This is a genomic window from Massilia mucilaginosa, from assembly GCF_011682145.1.
In the GTDB taxonomy this organism is placed as follows: domain Bacteria; phylum Pseudomonadota; class Gammaproteobacteria; order Burkholderiales; family Burkholderiaceae_D; genus Telluria_A; species Telluria_A mucilaginosa.
This window is the reverse complement of the sequence record NZ_WHJH01000031.1, coordinates 48,880-75,057: the sequence shown is the minus strand read 5'-3', so window position 1 is coordinate 75,057 and position 26,178 is coordinate 48,880. Positions and strand designations below refer to the sequence as shown.

The 26,178-nt window shown below is 64.0% G+C and carries 23 protein-coding genes; 8 read left to right on the top strand and 15 right to left on the bottom strand.

Features of this window, described 5'->3' with window-relative positions; genetic code table 11:
* Positions 1-127: 127 nt before the first annotated feature.
* Positions 128-358 (bottom strand): TIGR04438 family Trp-rich protein, encoded by a 231-nt coding sequence (locus F2P45_RS21855; protein WP_166879918.1) that lies wholly within the window; start codon positions 356-358, stop codon positions 128-130.
* A 185-nt stretch (positions 359-543) separates the two neighbouring features.
* On the opposite strand from F2P45_RS21855, the gene F2P45_RS21850 reads away from it, so the two are divergent.
* A complete protein-coding gene (locus F2P45_RS21850) occupies positions 544-849 on the top strand; it encodes a c-type cytochrome (RefSeq protein WP_166879928.1) in 306 nt (101 codons plus the stop codon).
* An 83-nt stretch (positions 850-932) separates the two neighbouring features.
* On the opposite strand, the gene F2P45_RS21845 is transcribed toward F2P45_RS21850, so the two are convergent.
* The 6 genes from F2P45_RS21845 to folD form a co-directional block, all read right to left on the bottom strand.
* Positions 933-2,078 (bottom strand): branched-chain amino acid ABC transporter substrate-binding protein, encoded by a 1,146-nt coding sequence (locus F2P45_RS21845; protein ID WP_166879917.1) that lies wholly within the window; start codon positions 2,076-2,078, stop codon positions 933-935.
* Between the two features lie 258 nt (positions 2,079-2,336).
* A complete protein-coding gene (locus tag F2P45_RS21840) occupies positions 2,337-2,693 on the bottom strand; it encodes a DUF2486 family protein (protein WP_166879915.1) in 357 nt (118 codons plus the stop codon).
* Entirely contained in the window at positions 2,690-3,115 is a 426-nt protein-coding gene (locus F2P45_RS21835; RefSeq protein WP_166879914.1) for a DNA polymerase III subunit chi, read from the bottom strand. Before F2P45_RS21835 ends, F2P45_RS21840 begins: the two co-directional genes overlap by 4 nt.
* 8 nt (positions 3,116-3,123) lie before the next feature.
* Positions 3,124-3,756: a DUF4124 domain-containing protein gene (locus F2P45_RS21830; protein WP_166879912.1), complete on the bottom strand. Its 633-nt coding sequence runs from the start codon at positions 3,754-3,756 to the stop codon at positions 3,124-3,126.
* Between the two features lie 26 nt (positions 3,757-3,782).
* Positions 3,783-5,867: a M3 family metallopeptidase gene (locus F2P45_RS21825; protein ID WP_166879911.1), complete on the bottom strand. Its 2,085-nt coding sequence runs from the start codon at positions 5,865-5,867 to the stop codon at positions 3,783-3,785.
* 56 nt (positions 5,868-5,923) lie between these two features.
* Entirely contained in the window at positions 5,924-6,769 is an 846-nt protein-coding gene (gene folD / locus F2P45_RS21820) for a bifunctional methylenetetrahydrofolate dehydrogenase/methenyltetrahydrofolate cyclohydrolase FolD (RefSeq protein WP_166879909.1), read from the bottom strand.
* Positions 6,770-7,048: 279 nt separating this feature from the next.
* Between folD and aceE the strand changes: the two genes are divergently transcribed.
* The 3 genes from aceE to lpdA all read left to right on the top strand — a co-directional run bounded on the left by aceE (position 7,049) and on the right by lpdA (position 13,018).
* Positions 7,049-9,745 (top strand): pyruvate dehydrogenase (acetyl-transferring), homodimeric type, encoded by a 2,697-nt coding sequence (gene aceE / locus F2P45_RS21815; RefSeq protein WP_166879907.1) that lies wholly within the window; start codon positions 7,049-7,051, stop codon positions 9,743-9,745.
* Positions 9,746-9,858: 113 nt separating this feature from the next.
* Positions 9,859-11,181, top strand: coding sequence for a dihydrolipoyllysine-residue acetyltransferase (gene aceF, locus F2P45_RS21810; protein ID WP_166879906.1), 1,323 nt, complete (start codon positions 9,859-9,861; stop codon positions 11,179-11,181).
* Positions 11,182-11,194: 13 nt separating this feature from the next.
* On the top strand, positions 11,195-13,018 hold the full coding sequence (lpdA, locus tag F2P45_RS21805; protein WP_166879904.1) for a dihydrolipoyl dehydrogenase: 1,824 nt from the start codon (positions 11,195-11,197) through the stop codon (positions 13,016-13,018).
* A gap of 225 nt (positions 13,019-13,243) precedes the next feature.
* Here the strand turns inward: lpdA and F2P45_RS21800 are convergent, their stop codons facing one another.
* Positions 13,244-13,429, bottom strand: coding sequence for a hypothetical protein (locus F2P45_RS21800; protein WP_099875462.1), 186 nt, complete (start codon positions 13,427-13,429; stop codon positions 13,244-13,246).
* Positions 13,430-13,525: 96 nt separating this feature from the next.
* On the bottom strand, positions 13,526-14,188 hold the full coding sequence (locus F2P45_RS21795) for a TetR/AcrR family transcriptional regulator (protein WP_166879902.1): 663 nt from the start codon (positions 14,186-14,188) through the stop codon (positions 13,526-13,528).
* Positions 14,189-14,297: 109 nt separating this feature from the next.
* Between F2P45_RS21795 and F2P45_RS21790 the strand changes: the two genes are divergently transcribed.
* Genes F2P45_RS21790 through F2P45_RS21780 form a run of 3 tightly spaced genes read left to right on the top strand, consistent with a single transcriptional unit; the run spans position 14,298 to position 18,529 of the window.
* Positions 14,298-15,458 carry an HlyD family secretion protein gene (locus F2P45_RS21790; RefSeq protein WP_166879900.1) on the top strand — a complete coding sequence of 387 codons (1,161 nt, stop codon included), beginning with the start codon at positions 14,298-14,300 and terminating at the stop codon, positions 15,456-15,458.
* A 9-nt stretch (positions 15,459-15,467) separates the two neighbouring features.
* A complete protein-coding gene (locus F2P45_RS21785) occupies positions 15,468-17,075 on the top strand; it encodes a DHA2 family efflux MFS transporter permease subunit (RefSeq protein ID WP_166879899.1) in 1,608 nt (535 codons plus the stop codon).
* A 14-nt stretch (positions 17,076-17,089) separates the two neighbouring features.
* Positions 17,090-18,529: an efflux transporter outer membrane subunit gene (locus F2P45_RS21780; protein ID WP_370663294.1), complete on the top strand. Its 1,440-nt coding sequence runs from the start codon at positions 17,090-17,092 to the stop codon at positions 18,527-18,529.
* A gap of 32 nt (positions 18,530-18,561) precedes the next feature.
* Here the strand turns inward: F2P45_RS21780 and F2P45_RS21775 are convergent, their stop codons facing one another.
* Entirely contained in the window at positions 18,562-19,446 is an 885-nt protein-coding gene (locus F2P45_RS21775; RefSeq protein WP_166879897.1) for a LysR family transcriptional regulator, read from the bottom strand.
* A 105-nt stretch (positions 19,447-19,551) separates the two neighbouring features.
* Between F2P45_RS21775 and F2P45_RS21770 the strand changes: the two genes are divergently transcribed.
* A complete protein-coding gene (locus F2P45_RS21770; RefSeq protein ID WP_166879895.1) occupies positions 19,552-20,151 on the top strand; it encodes a short chain dehydrogenase in 600 nt (199 codons plus the stop codon).
* A gap of 334 nt (positions 20,152-20,485) precedes the next feature.
* Here the strand turns inward: F2P45_RS21770 and F2P45_RS21765 are convergent, their stop codons facing one another.
* The 5 genes from F2P45_RS21765 to F2P45_RS21745 form a co-directional block, all read right to left on the bottom strand.
* Positions 20,486-21,286 carry a CPBP family intramembrane glutamic endopeptidase gene (locus F2P45_RS21765; protein ID WP_166879894.1) on the bottom strand — a complete coding sequence of 267 codons (801 nt, stop codon included), beginning with the start codon at positions 21,284-21,286 and terminating at the stop codon, positions 20,486-20,488.
* Between the two features lie 125 nt (positions 21,287-21,411).
* Positions 21,412-21,840: a helix-turn-helix domain-containing protein gene (locus tag F2P45_RS21760; protein WP_166879892.1), complete on the bottom strand. Its 429-nt coding sequence runs from the start codon at positions 21,838-21,840 to the stop codon at positions 21,412-21,414.
* A gap of 88 nt (positions 21,841-21,928) precedes the next feature.
* Positions 21,929-22,354: a hypothetical protein gene (locus tag F2P45_RS21755; RefSeq protein ID WP_166879891.1), complete on the bottom strand. Its 426-nt coding sequence runs from the start codon at positions 22,352-22,354 to the stop codon at positions 21,929-21,931.
* 113 nt (positions 22,355-22,467) lie between these two features.
* Positions 22,468-23,100 (bottom strand): response regulator, encoded by a 633-nt coding sequence (locus F2P45_RS21750; RefSeq protein WP_166879889.1) that lies wholly within the window; start codon positions 23,098-23,100, stop codon positions 22,468-22,470.
* Positions 23,097-26,150, bottom strand: a complete 3,054-nt coding sequence (locus F2P45_RS21745) for a sensor histidine kinase (protein ID WP_166879888.1) — start codon at positions 26,148-26,150, stop codon at positions 23,097-23,099. The genes F2P45_RS21750 and F2P45_RS21745 overlap by 4 nt, the downstream gene beginning before the upstream one ends.
* Between the last annotated feature and the right edge of the window lie 28 nt (positions 26,151-26,178).

Here is a 26,178-nt window from a genome sequence, read left to right as displayed (position 1 = left end):
ACGTAGCTGCTCTGAGGTAGAATTCATGCCGGGCAAGGTGCGTTCGTGTTGAAATTGTGTTTTAGGGATAACTCACATTTTATCAATCACTTACGGCATTCTTGCTCTTTTTTATGCAAAATTCAGGCTAGCGCTTGTTCGCCTTGTCAAACGCCTCTTTGATACGTGCCTTGCGCCGTTCTTCATCGACGTTGTGGGCTTTTTTCTTGTCCAGGCCGAAGATCTTTTCGACAAACTCGAACCACAGAAACGCCACGAACATCAGCCCGATGATCCACCACCACGACAACTCGGCAAAACGCCAGACTTCGAAATAGCGCAGACCCACAAGCGCTGCAATTAATAGAATCACTGGCATGGCAAACTCCTTTTCATATGCGTATCTTACAAACAATTGCTCCAGAGAGGCAGTAAAATTGTGTCGGCAGGAAAATATTTGCGTCAACCAACCACATGCTTGACCCGTTATAGAGCGTGTGGCCGCACCTTCGGCTAGCCGAAACACGGTAAAATTGCATTCAGTTGTTCACTCTGGAGAAATACATGAAACGGTCCCTGATGTTGTTCACGGTGTTGTCGGCGTTGGCGTCGAGCGCCATGGCAAACGCCGATCTGGCAAAAGCAAAAAATTGCATGGCTTGCCACGCGGTCGCGAACAAGGTGGTCGGGCCAGCTTACAAAGATGTCGCAGCCAAATATGCCGGCCAAAAAGATGCCGAAACCAAGCTGGTTGGCAAAATCCTCAAGGGCGGCTCCGGTGCCTGGGGCGCGGTACCGATGCCAGCCAATCCACAGGTCAGCGACGCCGAAGCGCGCACCCTGGTCAAATGGATCATGACCCAGAAGTAAATCGCCGCACCCAATAAAAAACGCGCTGTCAGCGCGTTTTTTTATGCCCGTCAGCGTTGGCCGAAGCCAACGCCCGACCGCGCTTACTTGACCACGGACATCTTGGTCTTCTTGCCGCCCTTGTAGGTGTACATGGTCAGCGCACCATCCTTGATGTCGCCCTTGTCGTCGAACTGGATCGGGCCGGTCACGCCCTGGTACTTGATCTTCTGCAGTTCCGGCAGGTACTTGGCCGGGTCGGCCGACTTGGCGTTCTGCATCGCGGTCGCCATCACCATCACCGCATCGTAGACATACGGCGAGTACAGCTGCACGCTTTCGTTCGGGAAGCGTTTCTTGTAGCGTGCCACGAAGTCGGCAAACGCTTTTTCTTGCTCGCCAGTCACGCCGCCCGCTTCGGCGCAGGTGACGATGCCTTCGCCGATGCCGTCACCGGCCAGGCGCGCCAGCGATTCGGTGCAGACGCCGTCGCCGCCCATGAATTTGGCGTTGATGCCGAGCGCCTTCATTTGCTTGAGCATCGGGCCGCCAACCGCATCCATGCCGCCGAAGAAGATCAGGTCCGGCTTCTTGCTCTTGATCGAGGTCAGGATGGCGGTGAAGTCGGTCGCGGTGGCGCTGGTGAATTCTTTGCCGACGATCTTGACTGCCGGATTCTTGGCCTTGGCGCCTTTCATGAATTCGGTGGCCACGCCCTGGCCGTAGGCCGAGCGGTCGTCGATGACGGCGATATTGCTTGCCTTCAGGGTGTCGACCGCGTAACGGCCCAGGGTACCGCCGAGCTTGTTGTCGTTGGCGACCACGCGGAAGGCCGACTTGAAGCCTTGCTTGGTGTATTCGGGAATGGTGGAGGACGGCGAAATCTGCGGAATGCCGGCGTTATGGTAAATGCGCGAGGCCGGGACGGTGGTTCCCGAGTTGAGGTGGCCGATTACGCCGTTGACCTTGGCATCGACCAGTTTTTGCGCCACGGCCGTGCCCTGCTTGGGATCGGCGCCGTCGTCTTCCAGCACCAGTTCCAGCTTGACCTTCTTGCCATTGATCATGAAGCCTTTGGCGTTCAATTCTTCCACGGCCATTTTGGCGCCGTTCTCGTTATCCTTGCCCAGGTGCGCGGTGGCGCCCGAAATCGGGCCGACGTGGCCGATCTTGACGACATCCTGTGCGCTGGCGTTGGCGGCGAAGGCCATGGCGATTGCGAGTGGAATGAGTTTGGTCGTGAACTGCATGTGCATTCTCCATTGGATTGAAAACAGACAGCGCTCGTGGCGCCGTTTCGAAAATTTTGTGTAGGGCAAAAGGTACAACAATTTAAATGCTACGCAAAGCCGATTGTAAAAATTTTCGCAACAATTTGACCCCGCTCACCGTAAACGCGCGCGCCAGCCGTCCGTGCACGCCACGATGCACTATATTGACGCTGTTTTGTAAGAAAATGAAAGGATGCCGGCCGCGCATGCAGCCGCCGGCGCGCGCGGCGCAGGGGATCAGGGTGGCGGCTGGCGTTGCTGCAAGGTGCTGAGCTCTTGCGCGACGGCGCGCGCAACGATGCCGTCGATCGACGCTTGCAGGTCCCGGCGCAGCTCGGCCGTAATACTTCCGATGGCTTGCCGCAGCACTTGTTCCAGGCTCTCGCGCAGGCGTTGTTCGAGCAGGATGTCGACGCTTCCCTGGAGTTGCTGCACGATGCGCTCGGACAGGCGCCGTTCCAGCGCAACCCATTCCGGGTCGCCATCGACTGCCGGCGCGCGCTCGGCGGCGGGCTCGGCCAGCGCTTCGCCCTTATCGGAAAACAATTCCGTCAACACAGGAATATGCGGGTCGAACGGACGAGTCTGGCTCATGACTGGCCTGCGACGAAGTGGGTCAATGGATAGGATTGCTGCTTGTAGGCGACGTAGCGCTTGCGCCCGGCGGCGGCATCGCTCTCATCGGTGGAAATGATCTCGAACACGCGCTGGAAGCGTCCCAGCTGGGCCGGCGTGGCGCGGGTCAGGTTGACCAGCATGTCATGATGGGGCAGCTCGGCCGCGTCGTCATGGACGATGATGATCGGTGTCTGCGCGGCCAGCGGGTCGCCGGCCATCACATGCGGCAGGAAATCGGTTTCCGACAAGGTCCACAGGGCCTCGTCCAGCGCTTGCGCCTGCGCCGCATCCTCGGCCAGCAGCACCACGCGGGCGCGGCTGGCGAGCGCTTTGCGCGCCAGCCGGCAGGCGTAGCTCAGCTTGTCCGGGATGTTGGTATGGAAATCGATCCGGGTCATCGGCGTGCTCAGAATACGAAGCCGGGCGGGGTGGTCTTGTCACCCGGCGGCGTGGCCGGCGCGGTTTTGCGGTCGACCTCGTTCGCCTTGGACTTGTCGTCCGCTTTCGGCACTTCCGGTTCCGGCGGGGAAGCCGGGCTTGCCTTCGGATACTGATAGGCAGCGGGAAGGATCTTCTTTTCCGGGTACGCAGCGTCGGTCAGCATGGAATTCCAGGTGCTCGCTTCAAAACCGGTCGACTTGGCGCGGCCGATCTTGATGAATGGCATGCGGCCGTCGCCGCCGGCTTCCTTCAGCTTGGCTTCATCGGCGGCCGTTTGCACGGTTTTCTCGACAAACGGAATCCCGCGCTCCTTGAGGAAAGTGCGGCCCTGGTCGCAATAATCGCATTTCGAGCGCGTAAAGAGCACCACCGGATGCGCGCGCACCGCCTGCGCCAGCGCGTAGGGCAGCGGCACGGTGGCCGCACCGCCGGCGCCGGCCTTGATTTCAACCGGCTTGGCGTTGGACGGCGGCGGTTTGTCGCTGAACGTGATCTTGCCGGATGCGTCGACCCATTTGTACATCTGCTGCGCGCCGGCGCCGCCCGCGCACAGCAGCAGTGCCATCATCGTGCCAGCCATCTTTTTTGTTACTGTCATTACAATTCTCCTGCTGGCACGGTCTTTCAGGACTGCATGCCGCTGTGGCGCAACAGCGCATCGATACTGGGCTCGCGGCCACGGAAAGCCTTGAACGATTCGAGCGCGGGGCGCGAACCGCCGACGGCCAGTATCTCTTGCTGGAAGCGTTTGCCGGTTTCTTCGGAAAGGGCTCCGCCGCCGGCCTCGACCGCTTCTTCGAAGGCGGCGTAGGCATCGGCGGACAATACTTCAGCCCACTTGTAGCTATAGTAACCGGCGGCGTACCCTCCGGCAAAAATATGTCCGAAAGAGTGTTGGAAACGGTTAAATGCGGGCGGCATCATGACCGAAAACTTCTGGCGCACGTCGTTGATCAGTTCCTGCACGGTTTGCGCGCTGGCGGGGTCGAAATCGTAATGCAGGTGCATGTCGACCAGCGAAAACTCGACCTGGCGCAGGGTTTGCAGGCCGGACTGGAAGTTTTTGGCTGCCAGCATCTTGTCGTACAGCGCGCGCGGCAGCGGTTCGCCCGTTTTGACGTGGGCGGTCATGTGCTGCAGCACATCCCATTCCCAGCAGAAGTTCTCCATGAATTGCGATGGCAGCTCGACCGCGTCCCACTCCACCCCGGAAATGCCGGAGACGGCGATTTCGTCCACTTGCGTCAGCATGTGGTGCAAACCGTGGCCAAATTCGTGGAACAGGGTTGTTACTTCGTCGTGCGTGAAGAGCGATGGCTGCAACTGGCCGTCGACCGTGGCCGGCGGCGTGAAGTTGCAGGTCAGGTAGGCGACCGGCGTTTGCAGCAGGCCGCCGGTTTGCAGGCGGCGCCCGCGCGCGTCGTCCATCCAGGCGCCGCCGCCCTTGCCGCTGCGCGCGTACAGGTCGAGGTAGAACTGGCCGACCAGCTTGCCGTCGCGCTCGATGCGGAAGAAGCGCACGTCCGGATGCCAGACGGCGGCCGTGTCGGGCAAGATCTCGACCGAGAACAGGCTTTGCACCAGGCGGAACAGGCCATCGACGACCTTCGGCTCGGGGAAGTATTCCTTCACTTCCTGGGCCGAGAAGGCGTAGCGGCGCTCGCGCAGTTTCTCGGAGGCGTAAGTCAGGTCCCAGGCTTCGACCTGGTCGATGCCGAGTTCATCCTTGGCGATGGCGCGCAGTTCGGCCAGATCCTGTTCGGCGAACGGACGCGCGCGGCGCGCCAGGTCTTCCAGGAATTCGATCACGTGCTCGGGGCTCTGGGCCATTTTCGGCACCAGCGAGACTTCGGCGAAATTGCGATAGTCGAGCAATTTGGCTTCTTCGTCGCGCAATTTGAGCAAACTGGCGATGTTGCTGGTGTTGTCCCACTTTTCCAGCTCGCTGAACACGGTGCCCATTTCGGACGCCTTGGTGGCGCTGGCGCGGTAGATGGTTTCGCGCAGTTCGCGTTTGTCGGCAAATTGCAGGATCGGGAAGTAGGACGGGAAGTGCAGGGTGAACTGGTAGCCGGCCTTGCCGTCTTTCTCGGCGGCGGCGCGCGCGGCTTGCTTGACGTCGTCCGGCAGGCCGGCCAGGTCGGCTTCAATCTCGACCATCAGTTTGTAGTCGTTGGTGGCGTCGAGCACGTTTTCCGAGAAGCGGGTCGAGATGCTGGCATGCTGTTCCTGGATGTCGGCGAAGCGCTGTTTTTTCGATTCCGGCAGCTCGGCACCACCCAGGCGGAAGTCGCGCAGGGCGTTTTCGACGATGCGCTTGCGCGCCGCCGACAGGGATTCGTAGCCGGCGCTGGCGCGGATCGCCTTGTACTTGGCGAACAGGATTTCGTTCTGGGCCAGCGCGGTCCAGAATTCGGTCACTTTCGGCTGGTTGTCGTTGTAGGTGGCGCGCAGTTCGGGCGTATCGACCACGTTGTTCAGGTGGCTGACCACGCCCCAGGCGCGGCCCAGCTGTTCGGTCGCTTCTTCGAGCGGAATGACGAAGTTGTCCCAGGTCACGTCGTCGGACGGGGCTTCGAGTTCCGTTACGACCGCGCTCGCATGCGCGATCAGCTGGTCGATGGCGGGCGTGACGTGCTCCGGCTTGATATCGTTAAAACGTGGCAGGTCGCTGAAATCGAGCAGGGGATTGCTGGTATCGGTAGTCATGTGTTTTTCCTCAAGTCGGTTTCAATAAATTCTCTAGCGCGCCGGGCCGCCTGTCATCAGTTGCGCTCGGCCGCTTCGACGGTGTTCATCAGCAGCATGGTAATCGTCATCGGACCCACGCCGCCCGGCACCGGCGTGATGTGGGCGGCCACGTCGCGCACCGCTGCCGTGTCGACATCGCCGCACAGTTTGCCGTCATCGTCGCGGTTCATGCCCACATCGATCACGATCGCGCCGGGTTTGACCATATCGGCGGTGAGCGTGTCGCGGCGCCCGACGGCGGCCACCACCACATCGGCCTGGCGCGTGTGATACGCCAGGTCCGGCGTCGCACTATGGCATATGGTCACGCTGGCGTTCGCTTGCAAGAGCAGCAGCGCCATTGGCTTGCCGACCGTGTTGCTGCGCCCGATGACGACCGCGTGCTTGCCGCGCAGGTCGTAGCCGGTGCTTTCGATCAGTTTCATGCAACCGTACGGGGTGCACGGGCGGAAACCCGGCAGGCCGGTCATCAGTTCGCCGGCGCTGAGCACCGAGTAGCCGTCCACGTCCTTGGTGGTCGAGATCGCTTCGATCACCTTGTTCGGGTTGATGTGCTTCGGCAGCGGCATCTGCACCAGGATGCCATGGATGGCCGGGTCCGCGTTCAGGCTGGCGATACGTTCCAGCAGCGCCGCTTCGGTCAGGTCGGCATCGTACTTTTCCAGGATCGAATGAAAACCCACATCCGCGCACGCCTTGACCTTGTTGCGCACGTACACGTGGCTGGCCGGGTCTTCCCCCACCAGGATCACGGCCAGCCCGGGCTGCTTGCCTTTGGCGGTCAGGACACTGGCGCGCTGCTTGATTTCTGCGCGTAATTGTTGGGAGAGGAGAACACCATCGATCAGTTGAGCGGACATGATTTTTAGCCGGAGGGAGGGAAAAGCGAGATTATAAAGCCGCTGCTGCTATCGCGTGCCTCGAATCCCCGGAACTCCCCATAATATTGCATTGAAGGAAATGTGAACTTTACGTTCACGTCAACTCGAATCCCATAATATGAAACGATATATCGCAATTTGAAAATGCAGAAAACTACTGTTAGAATTGCAGCACTAATTTTGGGTATTGGTAAATAATCAGCAAAACGTCCGCCGTCGATGTCGATCGGGTAGGGCACTAACAAAGGAGACGCATCAATGTCAGCTCAACTCGACCAGTTGACGGCAGCAGCCGCCAACGATCCCGACACGCTCGAAACCAAGGAGTGGCTCGACGCGCTCGAAGCCGTTATTGAAAATGAAGGCACCGACCGCGCGCACTACCTGATGGAACGCATGGTCGACCTGGCCCGCCGCCGCGGCGCCCACATCCCGTTTTCCAGCAACACCGCCTACGTCAACACCATCCCCACCCACCTCGAAGAACACTGCCCCGGCAACCTGGAGTACGAAGAGCGCCTGCGCTCGTGGATGCGCTGGAACGCGATGGCGATGGTGGTCAAGGCCAACCGCGCCGACGGCGACCTGGGTGGCCACATTTCGAGCTTCGCCTCGCTGGCGAACATGCTCGGCATCGGCTTCAACCATTTCTGGCGTGCTCCGACCGCCGACCATGGCGGCGACCTGCTGTACCTGCAAGGCCACTCGTCCCCTGGCATTTACGCGCGCGCCTTCCTCGAAGGCCGCCTGTCGGAAGACCAGATGCTCAATTTCCGCCGCGAAGTCGACGGCAAGGGCCTGTCCTCGTATCCGCACCCGAAACTGATGCCGACCTTCTGGCAGTTCCCGACCGTCTCGATGGGCCTGGGCCCGCTGATGGCGATCTACCAGGCGCGCTTCCTCAAGTACCTGCACGCGCGTTCGATCGCCGACACCTCCAACCGCAAGGTCTGGGTGTTCTGCGGCGACGGCGAGATGGACGAGCCGGAATCGATGGGCGCGATCGGCATGGCCGCGCGCGAGCGCCTCGACAACCTGGTGATGGTCGTCAACTGCAACCTGCAGCGCCTTGATGGCCCTGTGCGCGGCAACGGCAAGATCATCCAGGAACTCGAAGCGGACTTCCGCGGCGCCGGCTGGAACGTGGTCAAGGTCATCTGGGGCCCGGGTTGGGACGCCCTGCTGGCCAAGGACAAGGAAGGCATCCTGCAGCGCGTGATGATGGAAACCGTCGACGGCGAATACCAGAACTACAAGGCCAAGGACGGCGCCTACGTGCGCAAGAACTTCTTCGGCAAGCATCCGAAGCTGCTCGAAATGGTCGCCAACATGACCGACGACGACATCTGGCGCCTGACCCGCGGCGGCCACGATCCGCACAAGATCTACGCCGCCTTCAAGATCGCGCAGGAAAACAAGGGTACCCCGACCGTCCTGCTGGTGAAAACCGTCAAGGGCTTCGGCATGGGCAAGTCCGGCGAAGCGCGCAACACCGCGCACCAGACCAAGAAGCTCGACGATGAAGCGATCCGCGAAATGCGCGACCGCTTTGCGATCCCTATTCCCGACGACAAGCTGGCCGAGATCCCGTTCTTCAAGCCGGCCGACGATGCGCCCGAAATGGTGTACCTGCACAAGCGCCGCGAACTGCTGGGCGGCTACCTGCCGCAGCGCCGTCCGCAAGCTGCGGAATCGCTGCCGGTGCCTGCGCTGTCGGCATTCCAGAACGTGCTGGACGCGACCGCCGAAGGCCGTGAAATCTCGACCACGCAGTCGTTCGTTCGTATCATCTCGACCCTGCTGCGCGACCCGAACCTGGGCCAGCGCATCGTGCCGATCCTGGTCGACGAATCGCGTACCTTCGGCATGGAAGGCCTGTTCCGCCAGATCGGCATCTTCAATCAACAGGGCCAGTTGTACGAGCCGGTCGATAAAGACCAGGTCATGTACTACCGCGAAGACAAGGCCGGCCAGATTCTGCAGGAAGGCATCAACGAAGCGGGCGGCATGAGCTCGTGGATCGCCGCGGCGACCTCGTACTCGACCAACAACCGGATCATGATCCCGTTCTACACCTTCTACTCGATGTTCGGCATGCAGCGCATCGGCGACCTGGCGTGGGCGGCGGGCGACATGCGCGCACGCGGCTTCCTGATGGGCGGCACCGCTGGCCGCACGACCCTGAACGGCGAAGGCTTGCAGCACGAAGATGGCCACAGCCACGTGATGGCGGCGACCATTCCGAACTGCCTGCCGTACGATCCGACCTTCGCGCACGAAGTCGCGGTCATCGTTCAGGACGGCCTGCGCCGCATGGTGGCGGAGCAGGAAGACGTGTTCTACTACATCACGCTGATGAACGAGAACTACGAGCAGCCAGGCCTGACCCCAGGCACGGAAGAAGGCATCCTGAAAGGCATGTACCTCTTGCGATCGGGCGACGCGGCTGCCAAGCAGCGCGTGCAGCTGATTGGTTCGGGCACCATTCTGCGCGAATCGATCTTCGCAGCCGAACTGCTGCAGAAGGACTTCGGCATTGCGGCCGACGTGTGGTCGGCGCCGTCGCTGACCCTGATCGCCCGCGACGGCCAGGACGCCGAGCGCTGGAGCATGGTGCATCCGACCGACGCACCGCGCCTGCCGTACGTGACCCAGCTGATGGAAAAGACCACTGGTCCTATCATCGCCACGACCGACTACATGCGCCTGTTCGCCGAACAGATCCGCGCGTTCATGCCGAAGGGCCGCACCTACAAAGTGCTCGGTACCGATGGCTTTGGCCGCTCCGACAGCCGCGTCAAGCTGCGCGAGTTCTTTGAAGTGAACCGTTACTATATCGTTGTGGCGGCGCTCAAATCGCTGGCCGACGAAGGCGTGATTGCAACGTCCGTGGTGGCCGATGCGATCGCCAAGTACGGCATCAATCCTGAAAAACCGAATCCGGTGACCCAGTAACTTTGCCACGGCGTTCGAGCCCTCGTGCTTAACTTAGGTTCCCGCGCAGGCGGGAACCCAAGTGCCGGGTGGACCAGACGCGCGACTAAACGAATAAGAACGGAGTAAACGCTATGAGCATTGTGGAAGTCAAAGTCCCGGATATCGGCGACTTCAAGGAAGTCGAAGTCATCGAACTGATGGTCAAGCCGGGCGATACCATCAAGGTCGACCAGTCGCTGATCACGGTCGAATCCGACAAGGCCAGCATGGAGATCCCGTCCAGCCACGCAGGCGTGGTCAAGGAACTCAAAATCAAGGTCGGCGACAAGGTCGCCGAAGGCGCACTGCTGCTGATCCTCGAAAGCGATGACGCAGCTGCCGCAGCCGCGCCAGCGCCAGCACCTGCCGCCGCAGCAGCTCCGGCGCCTGCCGCCGCAGCGGCACCAGCCGCGGCGCCAGCACCAGCGCCCGCCGCCGCGCCAGCACCCGCCGCCGAAGCCGCACCAGCGCAATCGAACGCCAAGGCGCACGCCTCGCCGTCGATCCGCAAGTTCGCGCGCGAACTCGGCGTCGACCTGCTGCGCGTTCCCGGCAGCGGTCCAAAGGGTCGTATCACCCAGCAGGACGTGCAGAACTTCGTCAAGGGTGTTCTCGCGAGCGCGTCGCCTGGCAACGGCAGCAAAGCCTCTGGCGGCGGTACCGGCGTCGGTCTCGACCTGCTGCCATGGCCGTCGCTCGACTTCAGCAAATTCGGTCCGACCGAACTGCTGCCGCTGTCGCGCATCAAGAAAATCAGTGGCCCGAACCTGCACCGCAACTGGGTCATGATCCCGCACGTGACGCAGTTCGACGAGTCCGACGTGACCGACCTCGAACAGTTCCGCGTCGATTCGAACGCCGCGCTGGCCAAGTCCAAGTCGACCGTCAAGCTGACCATGCTCGCTTTCGTGATCAAGGCCAGCGTCGCCGCGCTGAAAAAGTACCCGGCGTTCAACGCCTCGATCGACGCCACCGGCGCCAATCTGATTCTCAAGCAGTACTACAACATCGGCTTCGCTGCCGATACGCCGAACGGCCTGATGGTCCCGGTCATCAAGGACGCCGACAAGAAATCGATCTCGCAGATCGCCGTCGAAATGGGCGAGCTGTCGGCCCAGGCGCGCGACGGCAAGCTCAGTCCAGCCAACATGCAGGGCGCGACCTTCACCATCTCGTCGCTGGGCGGCATTGGCGGCACGGCTTTCACGCCGATCATCAACGCACCGGAAGTGGCGATCCTTGGCCTGTCCAAGTCGTCCATGAAGCCGGTCTGGGACGGCGCGGCCTTCCAGCCACGCCTGATGCTGCCGCTGTCGCTGTCCTACGACCACCGCGTGATCGACGGCGCCATGGCCGCCCGCTTCACCGCCTATCTGGCCGAAGTCATGGCCGATCTGCGCAAGACCTTGTTATAAGGACGACACAGCGATGAGCACAATCGAGGTAAAAGTACCGAATATCGGCGACTTCAAGGAAGTTGAAGTCATTGAAGTGATGGTCAAGGTGGGCGACACGATCAAGGTCGACCAGTCCCTGATCACCGTCGAATCCGACAAGGCCAGCATGGAAATCCCGGCCAGTAACGCCGGCGTGGTCAAGGAAATCAAGGTCAAGGTGGGCGACAAGATCGCCGAAGGGTCGATGCTGCTGGTGCTCGAGGAAGCTGGCGATGCAGCCGCAGCTCCCGCTGCTGCTCCAGCGGCGGCGGCCCCGGCGGCAACTGCCGCTGCTGCACCGACCGAATCGCAGGCGCCCGCGCATCCTACGCCGCCAGCCGCACCGGTGGCAGCAGCACCCGCGCCGGCCATGGCCAAGTACGATGGCAAGGTCGACATCGAATGCGAGATGATGGTGCTGGGCGCAGGTCCTGGCGGCTACTCGGCGGCATTCCGCTCGGCCGACCTGGGCATGAACACGGTGCTGATCGAGCGTTACGCCTCGCTTGGCGGCGTGTGCCTGAACGTCGGCTGCATTCCATCGAAAGCGCTGCTGCACGTGGCGGCCGTGATCGATGAAACGCAAGCGATGTCCAAGCACGGCATCAGCTTCGCCAAGCCGGAAATCGACATCGACCAGCTGCGCGCCTACAAGGACAAGGTCATCACCAAGATGACCACGGGTCTGGCGGGCATGGCCAAGATGCGCAAGGTGAACGTGGTGCAGGGCGTGGGCCAGTTCGTCAGCGCCAACCACATCGAAGTGACCTTTGCTGACGGCAGCAAGAAGGTGGTGCAGTTCCAGAAAGCGATCATCGCCGCCGGTTCGGCCGTGGTCAACCTGCCGTTCGTGCCGAAAGATCCGCGCATCGTCGATTCGACCGGCGCGCTGGAACTGCGCCAGATCCCGAAACGCATGCTGGTCATCGGCGGCGGCATCATCGGCCTGGAAATGGCGACCGTGTACTCGACCTTGGGTAGCCGCATCGACGTCGTGGAAATGCTCGATGGCCTGATGCAGGGCGCCGACCGCGACATGGTCAAGGTCTGGCAGAAGTTCAACGAGAAGCGCTTCGACAAGGTCATGACCAAGACCAGGACGGTGGCCGTGGAAGCGCTGGAAGAGGGCATCAAAGTGTCCTTCGAAGCAGCCGAAGCCGGCGCCACCGCGCCCGAGCCGCAGATCTACGACATGGTGCTGGTCGCAGTGGGCCGCAGCCCGAACGGCGGCAAGATCGCTGCCGACAAGGCCGGCGTGACGGTCACCGAGCGCGGTTTCATTCCGGTCGACGCGCAGATGCGCACCAACGTGCCGCACATTTTCGCCATTGGCGACCTGGTGGGCCAGCCGATGCTGGCGCACAAGGCGGTGCACGAGGCGCACGTTGCGGCCGAAGCGGCGCACGGCGAGAAGGCGTTCTTCGACGTCAAGGTGATTCCATCGGTGGCGTACACCGATCCCGAAGTGGCATGGGTCGGGATTACCGAAGACGAGGCGAAAGCCAAGGGCATCAAGCTCGAAAAAGGTCACTTCCCGTGGGCCGCGAGCGGCCGCGCGGTTGCCAATGGACGTGACGAAGGCTTCACCAAGCTGCTGTTCGACGCCGAGACGCACCGCATTGTCGGTGGCGGGATCGTGGGCACGCATGCGGGCGACATGATCGGCGAGATCGCGCTGGCGATCGAGATGGGTGCCGATGGCATCGATATCGCCAAGACGATCCACCCGCATCCGACCCTGGGCGAGTCGATCGGGATGGCGGCGGAAGTGTATGAAGGTACGTGCACGGATTTGCCGCCGGTGCGCAAGAAGTAAGCTTTAAGAAGTAAGAGCAGGAATACAAAAAGCCCCGTTCGCGCGGATGCGTCAACGGGGCTTTTTTTCGGCGGTTGCGATGGCCAACAAGCTCAAAACCGTCGTCCCCGCGAAGGCGGGGATCCATACCCCCTAGGATAAAGAGGTGCTATGGATTCCCGCCTTCGCGGGAAAGACGGTCCTAAGGCTAGAGGCATCTTTCAGCGCTAACGTCTACCGAAGCTGCTAGTGAAAACTCACCCACCGCGCAGGAATCTCGATATTCCCCGACCTGGCGGCAGCCGCATACGCGTGCATCTCCGCCACCACCGCTTCGAGTTGTTCCATGTTCGGGTTCTCCAGAAAACCCTTCATCCGTTCATTCAGTGACGCTTGCTGGTCATGCCATTCGTAGCGAGCAGACTTGCTCATACCATCCTCCTTGAAAGACGTGAACTGTGCCAGAAAAAACGCACCACTTCGGTGCGATGACGCACATTCTCCCGGGCACGCGGCCGTCGACGAGGGTCAGGGCGCCCGCAGCACGCTGCGGTAAAACAGATCGAGCCGCTGCTCCAGCGCCGTCACCACATCTTCCCGCGCCTGCGCAACCGGCTGGAACAAGAACCGTCCGAAGTATTCGCCCTGCACGCAATTGAGCAAAAACGTCGGAATCAATTCGAGCGCCAGATCCTCGCGCAGCTGCGCCCGGATATCGGGCCGCGCGAAATAGCGGGTCAGCATGTCGCGCGTCTGGCGCGGCCCCGCTTCGTAAAACGAGACCGATAATTCAGGATTCGACGCCGCTTCGGCAATCACCATGCGCTGCATGCTCAAGGCCTCCGGCGCCGTGATCATGTCGAAAAACTGCAAACTGAATTCGGAAATGACCTGCCTGAGCGGCCGCATGTCCTGTTCCACCTCGCTGGCCGTGAAGAAGCGGCTGCGGTTGGCCAGCAGCACCGCCTGGAACAGGCCCGCCTTGCCGCCGAACTTGACGTAAATCGTGCGCACCGCCACGTGCGCTTCACGGGCGATGGTTTCCAGGCTGACCTTGCCGTAGCCATGCTTGAGCATCAGCTGCCCGGCGGTCTCGATCAGGTTGTTGTTGCGCGCTTCGAGCTCGCAGGCGCGCGGCCGGCCCGCCGATTTGGCGGCCGGAACTACGGGGGCAGGGGAGTCTGTCGTCATGGCCTCACTCTAATTCAATCCAAAATGAAATGCAACCGTTTCATTTCTTGACTTGACGCAATCCATGGGGAATAATGCACTTACCCCATTTCATTATCGGAGCAGTACCATGTCGCAAGCACCAGCCAAGGCCGAGCCACACAAGCTCGCCCCCGTTCCAACCGTCGCGGCGCCTGCCGCGACGCCGCCCAACTGGCGCGTGCGCGGCGTATTGGCCCTGATCGCCCTGGTGGCGCTCGGCACCGGTGGCCGCATGTGGTACCGCAGCTCGCATTTCGTCGAGACCGAAAACGCCTTCGTGTCCGGCCACGTGCACCCGGTATCGGCCCGCATTTCGGGCGTGGTGACCAAGGTGCTGGTGGAAGATAACCAGACCGTGAAAGCCGGCGACGTGATCGCCGAACTCGATCCGGCCGACCAGCGCGTCAAGGTCGAACAGATCCAGGCGCAGATCGCCAGCGCGCAGCAGCAGGTGCTGCAGGCCGACGCCCAGGTCGAACAGGTGCGCGCGCAGGCTGCCGCCGCCTCGGCCCAGGTGCTGCAATCGGAAGCGCAGCTGCTGCGCGCCAAACAGGACGCCGAGCGTTTCGGCCAGTTGTACAACGCGCAGATGAAGGCCGTCTCGAAAGCCGAACTCGATGCCGCCAACGCCGGCCGCGCCGGTGCGATGGCCGACGTGTCGGCACGGCGCGGCGCCGTGGTTGCGGCCCAGGCCCAGATCACCGCCGCCGGCGCCGCGCGCGATGTCGTCAAGGCCCAGATCAAGGTCCTGCAAACCCAGTTGAAAGACGCCCAGCAGCAGCTGGCCTACAACCGCATCCTGGCGCCGGTCGAAGGCCGCCTTGGCCGCCGCAGCGTGGAAGTGGGCGCGCGCGTCCAGCCGGGCCAGCAGCTGGCCGCCATCGTCCAGGACGAGGTCTGGATCACCGCCAATTTCAAGGAAACCCAGTTGGCGGACCTGCATCCCGGCCAGTCCGTGCACGTCGTGATCGACGCCATGCCGAAGCACCCGCTGGTCGGCCGCATCGACAGCTTCTCGCCGGCCTCGGGCAACCAGTTCGCACTGCTGCCGGCCGATAACGCCACCGGTAACTTCACCAAGATCGTCCAGCGCGTGCCGGTCAAGATCGTGCTGCGCGCCGAAGACGTCAAGGCCCTGCAGGGCCGCCTGGTGCCGGGCATGTCGGCTCTGGCCGAAATCGACATCGGCCAGCAAGCGCCAGCCACCAAGACCGCGACCGCCCCCGTCGCCGCCCCGGCAGCCCACTAAGCACAGTTCATGAGCAGCCCGACCAACACCATGACCGCCGGCAGCATGGCGGCAGCGCCGCCGATCGCCGACAAGGTCGACCTGCGCACCTGGATCGCCGTCGCCGCCGGCATGCTGGGCGCCTTCATGGCGATCCTGGATATCCAGATCACCAACTCCTCGCTCAAAGACATTCTGGGCACCCTGTCGGCCACGCAGGAAGAAGGCTCGTGGATCTCCACCGCCTACCTGTGCGCCGAAATCGTGGTCATCCCGATGACCGCGCTGCTGGCGCGCGTGTTCGGCATGCGCATGTACATGATGGGCACCACCGCGCTGTTCCTGGTGTTCTCGACCCTGTGCGGCTCGGCCTGGAACCTGGAAAGCATGATCGTGTTCCGCGCGCTGCAGGGCTTTACCGGCGGCGCCCTGATTCCCATGGCGATGACCCTGGTCATGGCCAAGCTGCCGGCTTCGCACCGCTCGGTCGGCATGGCCATCTTCGGTCTGACCGCGACCCTGGCGCCGGCCATGGGGCCGACCCTGGGCGGCTACCTGTCCGAAATCTACGGCTGGCCATCGATTTTCTACATCAACTGGGTACCGGGCCTGCTGCTGATCGGCGGCATCTGGTGGGGCCTGGACCGCAGCCCAAGCAATCTGCGCCTGCTGCTCAAGGCCGACTGGCTCGGCATCTTCCTGATGGCCATGGGCCTGGGCTGCCTGACCATCTTCCTTGAAGAAGGCAATTCGAAGGAATGGTTCGAGTCCGGTTTTATCATCACCTTCGCCACCTTGTCGCTGATTGGCCTGGTGGGGTGGGCCGTGACCAGCCTGACGCGCCCCGATCCGTTCGTGAACCTGCGCCTGTACGGGCAGCGCAACTTCATCGTCGCGACCATTCTGTCGGCGGTGATCGGCATGGGCCTGTACGGTTCGTCCTTCCTGCTGCCGCTGTACCTGGGCCAGATCGCCGGCTACACGCCGATGCAGATCGGTGAAGTCATCATGTGGGCCGGCCTGCCGCAACTGTTCATCATGCCGTTCGCCGCCGCGCTCTCGTCCAAGGTCGACAACCGCATTTTGTGTTCGATCGGCCTGACCCTGTTCGGAATTTCTTGCCTGATGAATTCGCACATGGATGCGACCACCGGGTACGACCAGCTATTCTGGTCTCAGGTCGTACGCGCCCTGGGCCAGCCTTTCATCATGCTGACCCTGTCCAGCTTTGCGATGCACAAGATCCCGCCGCAGGATACGTCGTCGGCATCGAGCCTGTTCAACATGACGCGTAACCTGGGCGGCTCGATCGGCATCGCCATGCTGGCCACCACCCTGACCAACCGCGAGCACTTTCACTCGGCGATCATCGGCCAGTCGGTCACCGCCATGTCGGCGCCGGTGCAGGAGCGCCTGGAACAGCTGACCGCCGCCTTCATGGCCAACGGCATCGACCCGGCCACCGCCGCCAACCAGGCGCTGGCCGTGATCGGCGGCGTGGTGCGGCGCGAAGCCTATGTCATGGCCTATAACGATGGCTTTGTCATCATGGCTGTATTCCTGTTCGCTTGCGTCGGCGCGCTGCTGTTCGCCGACAACGTCAAAGCCCCGTCCGGTCCCGGCGCGGGCGCTCATTAAAAGTAGGGAGAATCATCTTGAAGCCACTGATCCTGTGCGCGCTGCTGGCGCTGTCCGGCTGCGCCACCATCGGCACCGATTTCGTCGAACCTGTCGCCGCCGCCAACCCGGGCTGGCGCCACGCCAGCGCCGACAAGCAGGCTGCCCGCCTGCCGGCAAGCTGGTGGACCGTGTTCGGCGACGCCACCCTGAACGACCTTGAGCAGCGCGCCGTGCGCGACAACCCGGGCGTCAAAGCCAGCGCGCAGCGCCTGCTGCAGGCGCAAGCCCAGATGGGCAACCTGCGCGCGGCGCTCTCGCCAAGCGTGAATCTCAGCACCTCGGTTGCTAATTCCCGCAGTTCGGCCGAGACCTCGCAGGGCCTGGCCCTGGGGCACCGCTCGATCGAAGGGAATAACTATGTTGTCGGCGCTTCGCTCTCGTATGAGCTGGACCTGTGGGGCCGCGTCAAGCGCGTGGTCGAAGCGGCCGACGCCCAGGCGCTGGCGGCACAGGACGACCGCGATGGCGTGATCCTGCTGCTGTCGGCGCAGGTGGCCGGCACCTACTGGCAGCTGCGCGGCATGGATGCCGAACTGGCGATCCTGAAAAACGCGCTGGCCACGCGCGGCGAATCGCAGCAACTGGTCGAAGCGCGTTTTAACGCCGGCCTGACCAACGAACTCGATGTCGCGCGCGCCCGCATCGAGCGTGGCAACGCCGAGGCCGACCTGCATGAAGTCCAGCGCCAGCGCAACCTGCTCGAACACAGCCTGGCCACCCTGGCTGGCGTGTCGCCGTCGTCGCCGCTGATCGCAGCCACCGCCAAGGCGGACCTGCCGGCGCCACCAGGCATCCCGGTCGGCCTTCCGGCGACCCTGCTGGCGCAGCGCCCCGACCTGGCCTCGAGCGTGGCGGGCCTGCGCGCGGCCAATGCGCAGGTGGCGGTAGCGGAAGGCGCGTTTTATCCGTCGCTGACCCTGACCGGCAATTTTGGTTATGCGTCCGAGAGCCTGCGCAACCTGACCGACAGCGGTGCGCGCCAGTTCTCGATTGGCCCGCTGGCCTTGTCGCTGCCGATTTTCGATGGCGGCCGCAACAAGGCCAACCTGGCGATGTCGCAGGCGCGTTACGCCGAAGCGCGCGCCAATCACGAAAGCAAACTGTTGACGGCCCTGCGCGAAGTCGAAGATGCGCTGTCGGACGTGCAGCAGCGCCAGCGCCAGGGCGAAGTGCAGGCCCAGTCGCAGCAGGCCGCTGCGCGTGCTTATCTGGTGGCGCAGGCGCGCTACGAGCGTGGCCTGTCGACCTATCTGGACGTGACCGACGCCCAGCGCAGTTCACTCAACGCCGACCGCGCGGCCGCGCAGATCCGCACCCAGCGCCTGCTGGCCAGCGTGGCCGTGGCGCGTTCGCTCGGCGGCGGCTGGACCCAGCAAGCGGCCGAGGCGACCAGCGCCCAGGCGTCGCGCTGAGTTGTACCGGCAGCGGTGCGCACTACTGCGCACTACTGCGGGCCGAAGTGCTCCAGCAGAAAATCGATGAACGTCGTCAGTTTCGGCGTGGCCTGGCGGTCGGGCGGATACAGCACGTGCATGGTGCGCGCCGGCGGAATGTGCGCCTCGAGCAGCGACACCAGCCGGCCCGCCGCCACTTCCTGCGCCAGCATCACCTCCGCCTGCATCACGATCCCGAAGCCCGCCAATGCCGCCTGTTTCAGCGCCTGCCCGTTGTTCGAGCGCAAGCGGCTGGCCCGCGCCGGCGCGCCGCCGTCGTCGTGGTCCAGGCGCCAGCGCACCAGTCTTTTCCAGTGCATGAAGTCCAGGCATTCGTGCCGCGCCAGATCGGCCGGCACGCGCGGCGTGCCGTGGCGCGCAAGGTAGTCGGGCGAAGCGCAGATCAGCATGCGGTAGGGGCGTAGCCGGCGCGCGATCATGCCCGAGTCATCGAGTTCGCCGATGCGGATCACCGCGTCGTAGCCATCGTCCACCACATCGACCAGGCGGTCGTTCAATTCGAGGTCGAGGCTCACGTCGGGATACCGCGCCAGGTAGCCCGGCAGCAGCGGCGACAGCGACTCGCTCCCAAAAGTGACCGGGGCACTGATGCGCAGCCGCCCGCGCGGGGCCAGGCGCATCGCCTCCGCGCCCGATTCGGCATCGCGCACCTGCGCCAGGATGCTGCGGCACTGCTCCACATATTGTTCGCCGATTTCGGTCAGGCTCTGGCGCCGCGTGGTGCGGGCGATCAGGCGCGCGCCCAGGCGCTCTTCCAGGAAGCGGATGTGCTTGCCAACCATCACCGCCGACATGTCGAAACGCGCGGCGGCCGCGGTGAAACTGCCGTCGTCCACCACCGCCGTAAAAATCTCCATGCTGCGCAGCTTGTCCATTGATTCCGAATCGTGAGTGAGCAATATCCGTCATCTTAGTCCATTTATCTTCATTGCTAACGGCGCGATACTGTTATCTCCCAATCGTTCATATATGGAGTCACTATGAAAATCGTCGTCATCGGGGCCAGCGGCACTATTGGCAAAGCAGTTTCTTCCCATCTGGCCGTGCGCCACGAGATCGTGAGCGTGGGCGCCAGCAGCGGCGACGTGCGCGCCGATATCCGCGATATCGCGCAGGTGCGCCGCCTGTTCGAGCAAGTCGGCAAGGTCGATGCGGTCGTGGTGGCGGCCGGCGCGGTGCATTTCGGCGCACTCGCTGACTTGGGGCCGGAGCAGTTCCAGGTCGGCATCGCCGGCAAATTGATGGGGCAGGTGAATGTGGCGCAGGTGGCGGCGGAGTGCTTGAACGACGGCGGATCGATCACCCTGGTCAGCGGCATCGTGGCCGAGCAGCCGATCCGCTTTGGCGCCTCGGCAAGCATGGTCAACAGCGCGGTCGAAGGGTTCGTGCGCGGCGCGGCGATCGAGCTGCCGCGCGGATTGCGCATCAACGCCATCAGCCCGACGGTGCTGGAAGAATCGCTCGATGCGTATGGGCCGTATTTTTATGGCTTCGAGGCCACATCGGCCAGCCGCGTGGCGCTGGCCTACAGCCGCAGCGTGGAAGGCGCGCAGACGGGGCAGGTTTACCGGGTGTGGTAGGGCGGCCCGCTTGTTGGCGCTCGTCGCAAGGCGGATAATGGCGCGTCATCCTATCCGCCAAAAGACATCGTATGCTCCCTAGTTACTATGCATATTGGCAGTTACAACGGGTCCGGCCCCGGTATCAGCGCGCCGGCGAATATTCCGCTGTACGATGCGGAAGGAGAATTGCTCGGCCAGCTGACGTGGAGAAAGCGGGAAGGGGGCATGTGGGACATCGAGCCGTTGCAGTACCCGCAAGTCGCCGACGATTAGATGCTGGAAGAATCACCTGCCCCACCTGTGGGCAGGTATGTCGGGCATCGATTCAGGCAGCCTGGCTGCTTAAGCCGGATCAAGCAGGTGCGGACAGCGGCGCCGCCATGCCCGGCATGGCGTGACCACGCACGGCGCGCATCAGATACAAGCCATACAGGCACATGGGTAGCACGGCGAACAGCGCGGCATACGGCAGCACCGAGTTCTCGCCGCCCGAGGTGGCCGACAGCATCGACGACATCAGCGAAAAGTCCCACAGTCCATGTACCAATACCATCGGCCAGATCGAGCGCGTGCGCAGGCGGATGGCGGTGTAGGCCAGGCCCTGCAAAAAGGCAGACACCGACTGCACCAGCGCGGCGTCGGCGTCGCCGCTGGCGAAGCCGTTGACCGCATGCACCGCGCCGAACACGGCGGAGGACAGGAACAGGGCCGGCCAGATCGCAAAGCGGTCCAGGAAGCCCTGCAACAGGACGGCGCGGAACATCAGTTCTTCCGACAGCGCCACCAGCGCCGTATTGCAGGCGACGACCAGCAGCACGCCGCGCGCCGGCCAGCCGTCGGCCCAGGCCACCAGCAGCATCAGGAGCGCATACAGCAACGGCAACCACACCAGCCGCGCCGAGCGCATCGGCGCAGGCGCGAACAGGCCGGCGGCGCGGCGGTCGCGCGAGGTCAGGGCGACGATGGCGGCAAAAACCGCAGCCAGCAGCCACCCCACGCCGATGCCGCCGCCGGCCGCAGCGGCCAGCGATTGCTGGCCCATGCCGGACTGGAGCCACGGCCCGCCCAAGGTCAGTAGCAGCCACACGGCCAGCGCCGCCAAGGCCCGCGGCGCGGTCAGGTGCAATCGGTGCAATCGGTGCAAATGCTTCATACGTTTTCTGCCTGCCAGTGAGATCGGAGAGTGTCGCCATGCGACGCCGGCGCACATTATCCCAGATGGCCTGGCTGGCCGAAAAGAACCATGTTCCTGATCGCCGGTTACGGGCGAAAAAATGTTCAGCGCTGGCTGCGGCGCCATGCCTGCGGCCCCATCCCGATCAGCATCTGGAAGGCGCGCGAAAAATGCGACTGGTCGCAAAAGCCATGGGCGTGGGCGATGTGGGTCAGCGGTTCGTCGCCGGAGAGCATGGCCTCGCACGCCGCCGCCACCCGGCGCCGCAGCACGTACAGGCGCGGCGGCACCCCGACCGCGTTCTTGAACGCGCGCGAGAAGTGGCTCACGCTCAGGCCCACCGTGGCGGCCAGATGCGTGGTGCGCAGGGTGGCGCACAGGTTGGCGTCGATATGCGCGGTCAGCTGGCGCACCTGCCAGGCGGCGAGGGCGCCCTTGCCCTCATCCGGCGACGGCAGCGGCAGCGGCGGCGCCTGGCGGCGGTAGCGCGCCGGCGCGGCCTTCGATGAGGGGGAAATCAGGGTCGCTTGCATGGTTCGCTCCAGGGTGGCTGACGATCTTGCGTCAGCGACGATGATGCGTGAAGCCAGCTTGCGCGAACAGGGCCGCCCGGGTGACTGCCTACCCCCCCAAAAGTGTTGGTGCGAGCTGGAAGCTGATGTATTTCGCCCAGGTCCAGCCGATCCATCCGAGCACGTCGCCGATGACGGCGCCGCCGGCCAGCCACGCGTGGCTGATCGCCGCCGGTGGCCACGCCTGCGCAACCAAAACAGCGGCAGCGGCGAACGCGCCACACAACAAGGTGCGAACAAGCGGGTAGTCCCCGGCAGCCATGGATGATCTGCTGTCGAGCGCGACGATCGATCCAAAACAGGTGCCAAAAAGGGCGAACAGGCATCCTGATTTCAGGATCGTATTCCAGCCCGGCCAGGAAAGCGAAACGAGGCCCAGCAGCGCCATGCCGATCACAAAAGCGGCGGCAAACACGACGATGGACGAGAAAACCGAACCCCAGCGCGATCTGGTGAAGCGTCGAAAATTCATCATGATTCCTGCCAGCTAAGCGCGCCGTCGCGCGGATTGATTGTCAATGAAGTAAAGTTGCTGTTTTTGTCACCAGTTCCTCATACTACGCTTCTTTGATCGTCAACCCCGTCAATCTACAAACCGATAAATCCGCGTTCGATCGCAATCGTCACCGCGTGCGTGCGGTTGTTCGCCCCCAGCTTGTCCATGATATTGCGCAGGTGCCCCTTGACGGTATCTTCCGACAGCGCCAGTTCGCCCGCCACCTGCTTGTTGCTGTGTCCCCGCGCGATCAGTTGCAGCACCTGCACTTCGCGCGGGGTCAGGCGTTCCTGGCCCAGGTGGTTGGCCAGTTCGGCCGCGATCTCCGCCGGAAAATAGCGCTTGCCCGCCGCCAGCGCGCGGATCGCCTCGGTCAGCTCCTTGCGCAGGGCGCTCTTGAGCAGGTAGGCCTGCGCGCCGGAGCGGATCGCTTGCAGCGCGCGCGCGTCGCCCCGGTAGGTGGTCAGCACCGCGATGCGCGCCTGCGCGAATTCGGCGCGGATCGCCTGGATCGCTTCGATGCCGTTCATGTCGGGCATCTGGATGTCGATCAGCGCCACATCCGGCTGCAGCGCGCGGTACTGCGTCACCGCCTCGCGCCCGTCGCCCGCTTCGCCGGCCAGGCACATGTCGGGCTGACTGGCGATGACGGCGGCAATCCCTTCGCGCATCATCGGATGGTCGTCGCACACCAGCACCCGGATGGGTGGCGTTTCAGGATTCATTGTTCTCCCCTTTTATGGTTTTTTGTACGCAGCCATGCGAACAGGCGGCGCGGCGCGCGCCGGTAGGCCAGTTGCGCCTTGATGTCGAGCCGGATCGCGCTGCCGCGCGCCGGATCGCTGTCGATCACCAGTTGGGCGCCGATGCGCGCCACCCGCTCGTGCATGCCGCGCAAGCCCCAGTGGTCCGGGCGTCCCTGCGGCGTCCTGTAGCTTGCGTCGATGCCCAGGCCATCGTCGCCGACCGTCATGCGGAACAGGCGCGCGCCGTAGTCGACTTCGACCGTCACGTGCTGCGCATGCGCGTGGCGGAAAGCGTTGACGATCGCCTCGTGCCCGACCTGGTACACCTCGTCGCGCACCAGCGGACGCAATTGCGCCGGCGTGCCGCGCACCGTCAGCGCAAAGCGCGCGCCGCCTTTTTGTTCGAGTTCCGTGCCCAGCTTGTGCAAGGCGTCGTGCAGTTCGCTCAGGTCGACCGCGCCGATGCGCAGGTCGCGCACCCGGTCGCGGCCTTCGATCAGCACCTGGTCGGCGCGGTCGAGCGCATCTTCCAGGCTGTGGCGCGCCGGACTGCCGGCCGGGATGGTGTAGACGATCGCCTGGAAGCGCAAAATCAGTCCGTGCACGCCTTGCAGCAAGGTGTCGTGCAGGTCGCGCGCGATGCGTTCGCGTTCGCTGTGGCGCTCCTCGATGCGTTCGCACAGGCGCGCGGCGGCGCGCCGCATGTTGATCCGGTACAGCATCCACAAGGCGCCGAAGCCGAGCGAGCCTGCCAGCAGCAAGAACAGCGGCTGGCGGTACAGCGCCGGCGCAATGCGGAATTCGAACACGGCTTCGCGCGTGCTGGGCAGCCCATCCTGGTTATGCGCCACCACGCGGAAGCGGTATTTGCCCGCACCGAGGCCGGTGTAGACGGCCTGGCGCTGGCGTCCCGCATCCTGCCAGCCGGAGTCGTAGCCATCGAGCCGGTAGCGGAAGTTCAGGCGCTCGGGCGCGGACAGGCTCAGTGCCGTGTAGTCGATCGCGATGCGCTGGGTGCCGGCGGCCAGGGTGGCAGGCGCGCCGCCGGCCGCAAGCACGCCGTCCACATGGACCGACTCGATCAGCACCCTGGGGCCGGCCTGCTCCGGGTGGGGCCGGTCCGGATCGATCCAGGCCACGCCGCTGCTGGTCGAGAACCACAGCCGCCCGTCGCGGCTGCGCACCGCCGTCGGCAGCGGCAGCACCTGGTACGGGTCGTTGGCCAGCCCGCCCATCAGATCGTACGAGCGGTAGCCGATGCGGTAGCTCGCATCGGCATACGCGCGCGCCATTTCGGCGGCGGTCAGCTGGAAGATGCCCGAGCGCGAGTGCACCCACAGGTCGTCGCCGCGCCCGTCCTTGGCCGGCACCACGATGATGGCGTAGATGTTGGCGAACAGGCCGTTGTCGGGCAGGCGCAATGCCTGGTAGCGCTGGCCGTCGATGTAGCCGATGCCGCGCTGGCCGCCGACCCAGGTGCGCTGGCCGTGATGGGTGATGGCGATGACGTGGCCGATGTTCATGCCGTCCGCTTCGCCCCAGCGTTTTTCGCCATCGCCGTCGCGGGTGACCAGCAGGTTGTCGCGGTAGCCGAACCACAGCCGCCCGCTGGCGTCGGCCGAGGCGGACACCGGCATGCGCTGGTTGGCCGACGGCGAGGGCGGCGGCGTGGCGATCCACACGCCGTCGCGCAGGCGGAACAGGCCAAGCCGGTTGAACGAGACCCACAGGTCGCCGCTGGCGTCGCGCGCCATTGCCCGCACCGATGATTCGGCCAGCGCGGCCGGCGGCAGGTCGGCGAATTTTTCCAGGCGCGCACCGCGCGAGCGCCAGATGCCGGACGGGCCGCCCATCCAGATGGTGCCATCAAGATCGCGCATGGCGCACGACACCGGCGCCGGCATGTCCAGCACCGCGGCGGCGCCGTTCATCAGGCGCATGGCCGGGCGGTTGCTGGGACCGGCCCACAGGCTGCCGTCGTTGCCGGCGACCAGCGCGAAGTTGAGCGAACCGGCCGGAAAACCGGCGGGCATCAGGGCGCGCTGGCGGAAGCGGTCCAGGCCTGCGTTGCTGCCGACCCAGAGGTTGCCTTCGGCGTCTTCCAGCATCTTCCAGATGAAGTCCGAACTGAGGCCATCGCGCGCCGAAAACGTGGTGCGCGTCTTGATGGCGCCCATGCTGCGTGGATTGTCGACGTACTGCACGCCGTTGCCGGTGGTGCCGATCCACAGGCCGCCGCCGCGGTCGAACAGCAGGCCGATGGCCGGTGTGTCGATGGCGATGGTGCCGGTGGTCAGGTGGCCATCGAACAGCAGCACGCGATGGATCTTGCCGCTGTAGCGCTCCGTGAGCCAGATGGCGCCGTCGCGCGCCTGCGCGATCTGGCCGGCCCAGTCCACCGCCAGGCCGCTGTCGACGAAACGGCGTTCGCCCTTGGGCAGGTACAGGAGGCGGTTTTCGTTGGCGGCCCACAGCGTGCCGCCGCCGTCGACGAACACCGCGCGCGCCTTCTTGCCGGGGAAGCCCCAGCCGGAGCCGATCCGTTCCCAGTGGCTGCCGTCGTAACGCGCCAGGCCATCGTCGGCGGCGACCCAGATCGCCCTGGCGCTGTCGCGCGCGAGGCTGTAGATGGCGCCCTCGGGCAGGTTGGGACCGGGCGGGTGTTCGCGCATGCCGCCCGGGCCGATCACGCGCACGCCGCCGAAGCGCAGGCCGACCCACAGTTCGTCGTCCACGGCCAGCAGCGAGGCGACGATACCCGGCGTGTTCAGGCCGGGCGCTTCGTAGCGCACGAAACGCACGCCGTCGAAGCGGAACAGGGATTCATTGGTGCCGAGCCACAGGTAGCCGTCGCGCGTCTGGGCCATGGCGCCGACCTGGCTCGGGCCGCCGTCGGCCGCAACCCAGCGCCGGTGCTCCAGCTGGTCGAGCGAGCGCACCTGCGCCTGCGCGGCGGCGCCCAAGGCGCTCGCCAGCACCAGGGCGGCCAGGCGCCGCAAGGATGTGCTGAACATGGAGTGCGGTGTCATACGATGTTGGTCCTGTGCGCCGGGCGGT